General features: G+C 64.4%; 9 protein-coding genes and 1 pseudogene. All 10 read left to right on the top strand.

Annotation, left to right across the window (positions count from 1 at the left end):
- Positions 1-183: pseudogene (locus tag MOV74_RS22935) on the top strand (holo-ACP synthase); the annotation flags it as partial.
- Positions 184-431: 248 nt separating this feature from the next.
- Entirely contained in the window at positions 432-1,196 is a 765-nt protein-coding gene (gene lepB / locus MOV74_RS22930; RefSeq protein ID WP_246927291.1) for a signal peptidase I, read from the top strand.
- Positions 1,193-2,074, top strand: a complete 882-nt coding sequence (gene rnc / locus MOV74_RS22925) for a ribonuclease III (RefSeq protein WP_246927288.1) — start codon at positions 1,193-1,195, stop codon at positions 2,072-2,074. The genes lepB and rnc overlap by 4 nt, the downstream gene beginning before the upstream one ends.
- Positions 2,064-2,990, top strand: coding sequence for a GTPase Era (gene era, locus MOV74_RS22920; protein WP_246927277.1), 927 nt, complete (start codon positions 2,064-2,066; stop codon positions 2,988-2,990). Before rnc ends, era begins: the two co-directional genes overlap by 11 nt.
- A 21-nt stretch (positions 2,991-3,011) precedes the next feature.
- On the top strand, positions 3,012-3,392 hold the full coding sequence (locus MOV74_RS22915) for a hypothetical protein (protein ID WP_246927266.1): 381 nt from the start codon (positions 3,012-3,014) through the stop codon (positions 3,390-3,392).
- Between the two features lie 155 nt (positions 3,393-3,547).
- The gene (gene recO, locus MOV74_RS22910; RefSeq protein WP_246927264.1) at positions 3,548-4,300 is read left to right on the top strand and encodes a DNA repair protein RecO; all 753 of its coding nucleotides are present in this window, start codon (positions 3,548-3,550) and stop codon (positions 4,298-4,300) included.
- Between the two features lie 100 nt (positions 4,301-4,400).
- Positions 4,401-4,676: a hypothetical protein gene (locus tag MOV74_RS22905; RefSeq protein WP_246927255.1), complete on the top strand. Its 276-nt coding sequence runs from the start codon at positions 4,401-4,403 to the stop codon at positions 4,674-4,676.
- A 61-nt stretch (positions 4,677-4,737) separates the two neighbouring features.
- Positions 4,738-6,996 carry a DNA topoisomerase IV subunit A gene (parC, locus tag MOV74_RS22900; RefSeq protein ID WP_246927244.1) on the top strand — a complete coding sequence of 753 codons (2,259 nt, stop codon included), beginning with the start codon at positions 4,738-4,740 and terminating at the stop codon, positions 6,994-6,996.
- A 334-nt stretch (positions 6,997-7,330) separates the two neighbouring features.
- On the top strand, positions 7,331-8,881 hold the full coding sequence (locus MOV74_RS22895; protein WP_246927237.1) for an ABC transporter substrate-binding protein: 1,551 nt from the start codon (positions 7,331-7,333) through the stop codon (positions 8,879-8,881).
- A 4-nt stretch (positions 8,882-8,885) separates the two neighbouring features.
- On the top strand, positions 8,886-8,989 hold a 104-nt coding region (locus tag MOV74_RS22890; protein ID WP_246927294.1), incomplete at its 3' end, for an FAD-dependent oxidoreductase.

Genomic DNA, 8,989 nt, shown 5'->3' with positions numbered 1-8,989 from the left:
ATGGGGGTGGTCAACTTGCCGGGCGGGCGGCCGACCATGCAACTGACCGGCGGCGCCCTGGCCCGGCTTCAGGCCCTGACCCCGGAGGGGTTCGAGGCGCGGATCGACCTGTCGATCACCGACGACTGGCCGCTGGCGCAGGCCTTCGTCGTCATTTCCGCCGTGCCGCTGCCGAAACCCTGATCGTGCCTCGGGATTTTATGATTGTCTTTGTAAATCAATATCTTATGAAGTTTTAACGCGATCCTTGATTGCGTGACCTCCGACAACCGTCTAAAAGTCCGCGGACGCAAATCAGCTTGGGCGAATTCGGCTTTACGCCGGAATTGGCCCTCACTATCAGAATCAGGACAATCTCCTAGTGCCGCGAACCGGTGGGCCGTTCGCGGGAGGAGGGCGCTCTGTGATCGCCGGCCGGAATTGAGAGAGCAATGAGCGTGACTTCGGGAACGAAAACTGAGAGCGGCGTCGGCGAAACGATCCGGGTCGTGATCCACGCTCTCCTGATCGCGCTGGTGATCCGCACCTTCCTGTTCCAGCCGTTCAACATCCCGTCCGGCTCGATGAAGGCGACGCTGCTGGTCGGCGACTATCTGTTCGTCTCGAAATATTCCTACGGCTATAGCCATTATTCGATTCCATTCTCGCCGCCGCTGTTCTCCGGGCGCATCTGGGGCTCGGACCCGAGCCGCGGTGACATCGTCGTGTTTCGCCTGCCGAAGGACGATTCCACCGACTACATCAAGCGCGTGATCGGCCTTCCCGGCGACCGCATCCAGATGCGGGACGGGCTGCTCTACATCAACGACACGCCGGTCGAGCGGCAGCGGATGAGCGAATATGTCGGAGAGGAACCCTGCGGCTCGGAAGGCGGCGGCATCTCCCGGGTGAAGCGCTGGAAGGAAACGCTGCCGAACGGCGTGTCCTATGAGACGCTGGACTGCGCCGACAACGGCTATGTTGACAACACCAACGTCTACACCGTGCCATCAGGCCATTTCTTCATGATGGGCGACAACCGCGATAACTCCACCGATAGCCGCTTCCTCGGCCAGGTCGGCTATGTGCCGCAGGAGAATCTGATCGGCCGCGCCCAGATGATCTTCTTCTCCATCGCCGAAGGCGAGCATGCCTGGATGTTCTGGCGCTGGCCGTGGGCGGTGCGCTGGAATCGCTTCTTCAAAATTGTCCGATGAAAGACGAAGCCAAGGACATCGCGATCCAATCAACGGAGGCCCAAGCAGGCCCCGACGGCGAAGCTGCGACCAAGAGCCTTGCGACCAAGACTCCTGAAACCAAAACCCCTGAAACCAAGGCTCCTGAAGCCAAGGCGCCCGCGAAGAAGAAGCGGACGCGGAGCCGCAAGGCCAAGGGCAGCGATGCCAACGCGGCGCTCGAGGCGCGCATCGGCTACAGCTTCACTGACCCGAACCTCCTGATGCAGGGGATCACGCATGTCTCGGCGCTGAAGTCCGGGCGCAAGCGCGGCGACAGCTATCAGCGGCTGGAATTCCTTGGCGACCACGTGCTCGGGCTCGTCGTCTCCGACATGCTCTATCACGCCTTCCCGAACGCTGATGAGGGCGAGCTGTCCAAGCGCCTTGCCGAGCTCGTGCGCAAGGAAAGCTGCGCCGACGTCGCCAAGTCGCTCGGTCTGCTCGACGACGTAAAGCTGGGCTCGGTCGGCCCCAGCGCCGACGCGCGCCTGCGCAAGTCGGTGCTCGGCGACATCTGTGAGGCCGTGATCGGCGCTGTCTTCCTCGATGGCGGCTACGCGGCTGCGTCCGAGTTCGTCAAACGTAACTGGACCGAGCGCATGCACAAGCCACGCCGTCCCTTGCGCGATCCCAAGACCGTGTTGCAGGAATGGGCGCAGGGCAAGGGGCTGCCGACGCCGGTTTACCGCGAGGTCGAGCGCACCGGCCCGCATCACGATCCGCAATTCCGCGTCGCGGTGGATCTGCCGGGCCTCGCGCCGGCCGAAGGCATCGGCGGCAGCAAGCGCGCAGCAGAGAAGGTGGCAGCTTCGGTGATGATCGAACGTGAAGGCGTCGGCGGCGGCAATGACGGCTGAAGCAAGCGGCGAGACGCCCACTGCGACGCGCTGCGGCTTCGTTGCGCTCATCGGCGCGCCGAACGTCGGCAAGTCCACGCTGGTCAATGCGCTGGTCGGGGCCAAGGTCACGATCGTCTCGCGCAAGGTGCAGACCACGCGCGCGCTGATCCGCGGCATCGTCATCGAGAACAACGCGCAGATCATCCTGGTCGACACGCCCGGTATCTTTCTGCCCAAGCGCCGGCTCGACCGCGCCATGGTCTCGACCGCCTGGAGCGGGGCGCATGACGCCGATCTCGTCTGCGTGCTGCTGGATGCCAAGGCCGGGATCGACGAAGAGGCCGAGGCGATCCTCACCAAGGTCGCCAGCGTGAAACACGAGAAGATCCTGGTCATCAACAAGGTCGACCTGGTCCAGCGCGAGAAGCTCTTGGCGCTGGCGCAGGCCGCCAACGAGCGCATGAAGTTCGCGCGGACCTTCATGATTGCGGCGATCTCGGGCGATGGCGTCGACGACATCCGCACGACGCTTTCAGAGATGGTGCCGCCGGGACCGTTCCTCTATCCCGAGGACCAGATGTCGGACGCGCCGATGCGGCAGCTGGCGGCCGAGATCACGCGCGAAAAAATCTATCAGAAGCTGCACCAGGAATTGCCCTACCAGTCCACGGTCGAGACCGACAAATGGGAGGAGCGCAAGGACAAGTCGGTGCGGATCGAGCAGACGATCTTCGTCGAGCGCGAAAGCCAGCGCAAGATCGTGCTCGGCAAGGGCGGCGCCACCATCAAGTCGATCGGCGCGGACTCGCGCAAGGAGCTGATGCAGATCCTGGACGTGCCGGTGCATCTGTTCCTGTTCGTCAAGGTGCGCGAGAACTGGGGCGACGATCCCGATCGCTACCGCGAGATGGGCCTGGACTTTCCCAGGGAATAACCAAGAACAGATCGGTATCCGATGAGCGTGCCCAGCAACGTCCGGCGCTTTGAAGCGCTGCTCTATGCATCGTTGATGCTGGACGCCTTGTCCGTTGCGGTGCAGGACCGCACGCCCAATGCGGAGATGACCGAGCAGATGATCATGACGGGGACTTTGCTCGCCGGCGGCATGATCCTGCTCCTGGTCTACTTCGTCCGGCTGGCCGCGCACCATCGCAAGAATTGGCCACGCTGGGTGCTGGCGGCAGCCCTCGTGCTGACGGTGATCTCGCTCGGCCAGATCATCGGGGAGAAGGGCATGGAGCTCGACAGCGCCATCGAGATCGTGTCCTGTGCGCTGACGACGATGGGCCTGTATTTCTCCTTCACCGGCGACGCGCAAGGCTGGTTCAACGCCTAATGGCGCGCAGGGTGGATTAGGTGCGGTAGGGTGGGCAAAGGCGCGCCCTTGCGCGCTGTGCCCACCGCAATCGCTGGCGCGCATTGGATCAAATTGGTGGGCACGCTTCGCTTTGCCCACCCTACGATCGCTCAAATTGCGTTACACTTCACCCCATGGAATGGACCGACGAAGGCATCGTGCTGGGCGTGCGGCGGCATGGCGAGAGCAGCGCCATCGTCGAGCTCTTGACGCGCGCGCATGGCCGGCATCTCGGCCTCGTGCGCGGTGGCGCCGGCTCGCGGATGCGGCCGCTGCTCCAGCCGGGCAACAGCGTCAGTGTGGTGTGGCGGGCACGGCTCGACGAGCATCTCGGCACCTATGCCGTTGAAGGCCTGAAGCTGCGCGCGGCCACTTTGCTGGGATCATCCCATGGTGTCTACGGCGTCACCCATCTCGCCTCGATTGCGCGGCTGCTGCCGGAGCGCGATCCGCACGAGGAGATCTTCGCACTGCTCGAGCATTCGCTCGACGATTTCGACGATATCGGCGGCGCCGCCGTCCACGTCATCCATTTCGAGCTGGCGATGCTCGCCGAGCTCGGCTTCGGCCTGGCGCTGGACAACTGTGCGGTGACCGGCGAGACCACCGACCTGATCTATGTTTCGCCGAAATCCGGCGGCGCGGTGTCGCGCGGCGCGGGCGAGCCGTGGCGTGACCGCCTGTTGCGCCTGCCGCCGTTTCTGCGCCAGGGCGAAACCGCAAGCGACCTCACCGAGCAGGATCTCCAGGACGGCTTTCGGCTCACCGGCCTGTTCCTGCTGCGCCATGTGCTGGAGCCGCGCGGGCAGGGCCATTCCGACGCGCGCGCGGGCTTCATCAATGCCCTGATACGGCAGCAGGCGAGGGCGGCGATCCCGGCGCCATGAGCGCAGCGGGACTCTGCCTTGTTCCTCAAAATGGAGTTCCCCCGGAACGAAATTGGGGCCTTCGAGTTCGCCCTGAGGTTCCACAACGGGGACAGCCTAAATGTTGATCAGGGGATTCGCCTTGTCCGCGGCGCTGCTCGCGTTTGCGCCTGATGCAATGGCCGGCGAGCCGCAACCCGGCGTGTTTCGCCGGGCGTCGTGCACCGTCGTCCGGTACTATGTGGCCAAATATTCCGCTGCGGCCGCAGAGACATGGGCGCGGTCAAAGGGGGCGACGGAGGCTGAAATCGAAGCCGCCCGGCGTTGTCTGACCAATGGGCCGGCGCCGGCTCAGGCCAAAACCGAGACCGTGACAGCCGGCTGGGCAGGCCAGTAGGCCGCCCACAGGGAACCAATCCATCCTTGCCCGATTCGCTTCCACGGTTTAACCGGGCGGCATGGGAAAACGATTGATTCCGCCGCAAGAGCCGGCCGAAATCCACGAAGTGCCGCTGCGTGAAGCGCTGGAAGAGCGCTATCTCGCCTATGCGCTCTCCACCATCATGCATCGTGCGCTGCCCGACGCGCGCGACGGCCTGAAGCCGGTCCACCGGCGCATCCTCTACGGCATGCGCCTGCTCAGGCTCGATCCCGGCACGGCCTTCAAGAAATCCGCCAAAATCGTCGGCGACGTGATGGGCTCGTTCCATCCGCACGGCGACCAGGCGATCTACGACGCCATGGTGCGCCTCGCGCAGGATTTCTCCTCGCGCTATCCGCTGGTCGACGGCCAGGGCAATTTCGGCAATATCGACGGCGATAACCCCGCCGCCTACCGCTACACCGAAGCGCGCATGACCGACGTCGCGCGGCTTCTGCTCGAGGGCATCGACGAGGACGGCGTCGAGTTCCGCGCCAATTACGACGGCCAGTCGAAGGAGCCGGTCGTGCTGCCCGGCGGCTTCCCGAACCTGCTCGCCAACGGCGCGCAAGGCATCGCGGTCGGCATGGCGACCTCGATCCCGCCGCACAACGCCGCCGAGCTTTGCGACGCCGCGCTGCATCTGATCGAGAAGCCCGACGCCAAATCCAAGGCGTTGATGAAGTGGGTGAAGGGCCCGGACTTCCCGACCGGCGGCATCTGCGTCGATTCCAAGCAGGCCATCGCTGAAGCTTACACCACCGGCCGCGGCTCGTTCCGCGTTCGCGCCAGGTGGGAGCAGGAGGAGGGCGCGCGGGGCTCCTGGGTCGTCGTCGTCACCGAGATTCCCTTTCTGGTGCAGAAGTCGCGCCTGATCGAGAAGGTCGCCGAGCTGCTCGACCAGAAGAAGCTGCCGCTGGTCGGCGACATCAGGGACGAGTCGGCCGAAGACGTCCGCATCGTGATCGAGCCGAAGTCGAAGAACGTCGATCCGGCGCTGATGATGGAATCGCTGTTCCGTCTGACCGAGCTCGAAAACAAGATTCCGCTGAACCTCAACGTTCTGATCAAGGGCAAGGTGCCCAAGGTGGTGGGGCTCGCGGAGTGCCTGCGCGAATGGCTCGACCATCTGCGCGACGTGCTGATCCGGCGCAGCAATTACCGCAAGGCGCAGATCGAACACCGGCTGGAGGTGCTCGGCGGCTTCCTGATCGCCTATCTGAACATCGACGAGGTGATCAGGATCATCCGCAACGAGGACGAGCCGAAGCCGGCGCTGATGAAGGCGTTCAAGCTCACCGAGGTGCAGGCCGAGGCGATCCTCAACATGCGCCTGCGCAGCTTGCGCAAGCTCGAGGAAATGGAGATCCGCACCGAGGATAAGAATCTCCGTGCCGAGCTCAAGGGCATCAACGCGGTGCTGGCCTCCGAATCCGAGCAGTGGAAGAAGGTCGGCGAGCAGGTCGGCAAGGTCCGCGACATGTTCGGGCCGAAGACGCCGCTCGGCAAGCGCCGCACCACCTTCGCCGATGCGCCCGAGCACGATCTGGCCGCGATCGAGGAAGCCTTCGTCGAACGCGAGCCGGTCACCGTCGTCGTCTCCGACAAGGGCTGGATCCGCACCATGAAAGGCCATGTCGAGGACCTCTCTGGGCTCGCCTTCAAGCAGGACGACAAGCTCGGCTTCGCCTTCTTCGCGGAGACCACCTCGAAGCTGCTGATGTTCGCCACCAACGGCAAGTTCTACTCGCTCGATGTCGCGAAGCTTCCCGGCGGCCGCGGTCACGGCGAGCCGATCCGCCAGTTCATCGATCTCGAGCCGGAGGCCGCGCCGGTCACTCTGTTCGTCAACAAGGGCGGGCGCAAATTCCTGGTCGCGAGCCACGAGGGCCAGGGCTTCGTCGTCAACGAGGACGATTGCGTCGGCACCACCAAGAAGGGCAAGCAGGTTCTCAACGTCGACATGCCGAACGAGGCGCGCACCGTTACCGAAGTGCAGGGCGACACCGTCGCGGTCATCGGCGAGAACCGCAAGATGCTCGTCTTCCCGCTCGACCAGGTGCCGGAGATGGCCCGCGGCCGCGGCGTGCGCCTGCAGAAATACAAGGACGGCGGCCTCTCCGACGTCGTCGTGTTCGAGGCCAAGGCAGGCCTGACCTGGAAGGATTCTGCCGGTCGCGAGTTCTCCACGACCATGAAGGAGCTCGCCGAGTGGCGAGGCACCCGCGCCGACGCCGGCCGCCTGCCGCCGAAGGGTTTCCCGAAGTCGAACAAGTTCGGCAAGGTGATCGGGTAGTTGCCCTTGTGTCCCGGACGCGCTGCAGCGTGCAACGCTGCTGCGCAGAGCCGGGACCCACGCGGCAGGGTTTGCTCGGAGACATGGGCCCCGGCTCAGCAGCGCACCACTGAAGTAGCGTTGCGCTGTGTAGAGGGCGCGGGAGAGCGTGGTGCACGCCTATCTCCCCACCGTCATTGCTGGGGATGCGATGGAGTCGCACTCAAACCCAGAAGTGCGCATCCCGCAAACGCGCGGCTGATAGCCGTGTGCGCATACGTCCTTCTGCCGTGTGGGCACGAACATTGCCTTTTGCTGGCGACCGTAACCGTTTCGCCAAGGCAAGAAGAAACTAATGTTCAAACTCAAGTCTTTCGTCCCTGCGCTGCTCGGCCTCGCGCTGGCCGCAGCGCCCGCGCATGCGGCGGGCAATCTCGTCGCAGTGCTCGAGGCGGAAATCGTCACCCTCGATCCGCATTTCTCCACGGCCTACATTTCGCGCACGTTTGGCTACATGGTGTTCGATACGCTGTTTGCGAAGGATTCCAAGGGCGATGTCAAACCTCAGATGGTGCAGGACTGGAAGGTCTCGCCCGACAACTTGACCTACACATTCACGCTGCGCGACGGCCTGAAGTGGCACGACGGTCAGCCTGTTACGGCCGCCGATTGCGTGGCCTCGCTGCGCCGCTGGGGCACCCGCAGCGCGCTCGGCCGCCGCATCTTCGCGATCACGGCGTCGCTCGAGCCGACCGATGCCAAGACCTTCGTGCTGACCTTGAAGGAGCCGTCCGGTCTCGTCATCGACGCGCTCGGCAATCCCGTCAGCCCCGTCGCCTTCATGATGCCTGAGCGGATCGCGAAGACGCCCGGCGATCAGCGCATCACCGAGATCGTCGGCTCGGGCCCTTTCGTCTACAGCAAGGCCGATCACCGCACCGGCGACCGCATGATCCTGAAGAAATTCGCCGACTATGTGCCGCGCCCCGAGCCAGCCGACTTCCTCGCCGGCGGCAAGCGCGTCAACGTCGACACGCTCGAGATCCGCGTCATTCCCGACGGATCGACCGCGGCGTCCGCATTGCAGGCCGGCGAGATCGACTTCATGCAATACGCGCCGTTCGATCTGCTGCCGCAGATGGAGAAGAATTCGCGCGTCAAGCTCGTCAACTTCACAGGCGGCAACATGTTCGCGGGCGCCTACCGTCTCAACGCGGCGTCGAAACCGTTCGACGATCCCGCGATCCGGCGCGTGCTGTGGAAGCTGGTCGATCAGCGCGAGGTGCTGGATGCGCTCGGGCTCGATACCAAATACGCCACGCCTTGCGCGACGTTCTTCACCTGCGGCACCACCTATGAGAGCAAGGCCGGCGCCGAAGCGGCCGCCAAGCCCTCGATCGAAGCGGCGAAGGCTGCACTGAAGGCGACCAAATATGCCGGCGAGCCCGTCGTCGTCATGCAGGCCAACGATCTCGAAGCGCCGCGCGTCTCGGCGCAGGTGCTTGCGGAGCGGCTGAAGGCTGCCGGCTTCAACGTCGATCTGCAGGTGATGGATTGGGCGAGCGTGCTGGCGCGCCGCGCCAAAAAGGAAGGCTGGAGCGTCTATGGCGTTCATGCTGGCGGCTTCGATCTGGGTTCGCCGCTGACCAATGTCATGGTTGCCTTCAACTGCGCCGACTTCACCGGCTGGCAATGCGATCAGCGCATCACGCCCTTGACGGAAGCTTTCGCCAAGGCGCCGGCCGAGGAGGACCGCAAGAAGATCGCGGGCGAGATCCAGGCCGTCATGTACGATCAGGCTCCCGGAATTCCGTGGGGCCAGTTCGCGCAGCCCGCCGCCTATCGCGCGACGTTGCGCGGTCTGATACCGTCCGCCATCCCGGTGTTCTGGAATGTCGAGAAATAACGCGATGTACGATGTCATTGTTGTCGGCGGCGGCTCCGCTGGCGCTGCCGTTGCGGCTCGGCTGTCTGAGGATCCCGCGCGGCGCGTCCTGCTGCTGGAGGCGGGCCT

The organism is Bradyrhizobium sp. SHOUNA76, from assembly GCF_023006445.1.
Taxonomy (GTDB): domain Bacteria; phylum Pseudomonadota; class Alphaproteobacteria; order Rhizobiales; family Xanthobacteraceae; genus Bradyrhizobium.
This window is presented reverse-complemented; position numbering and strand designations above follow the sequence as displayed.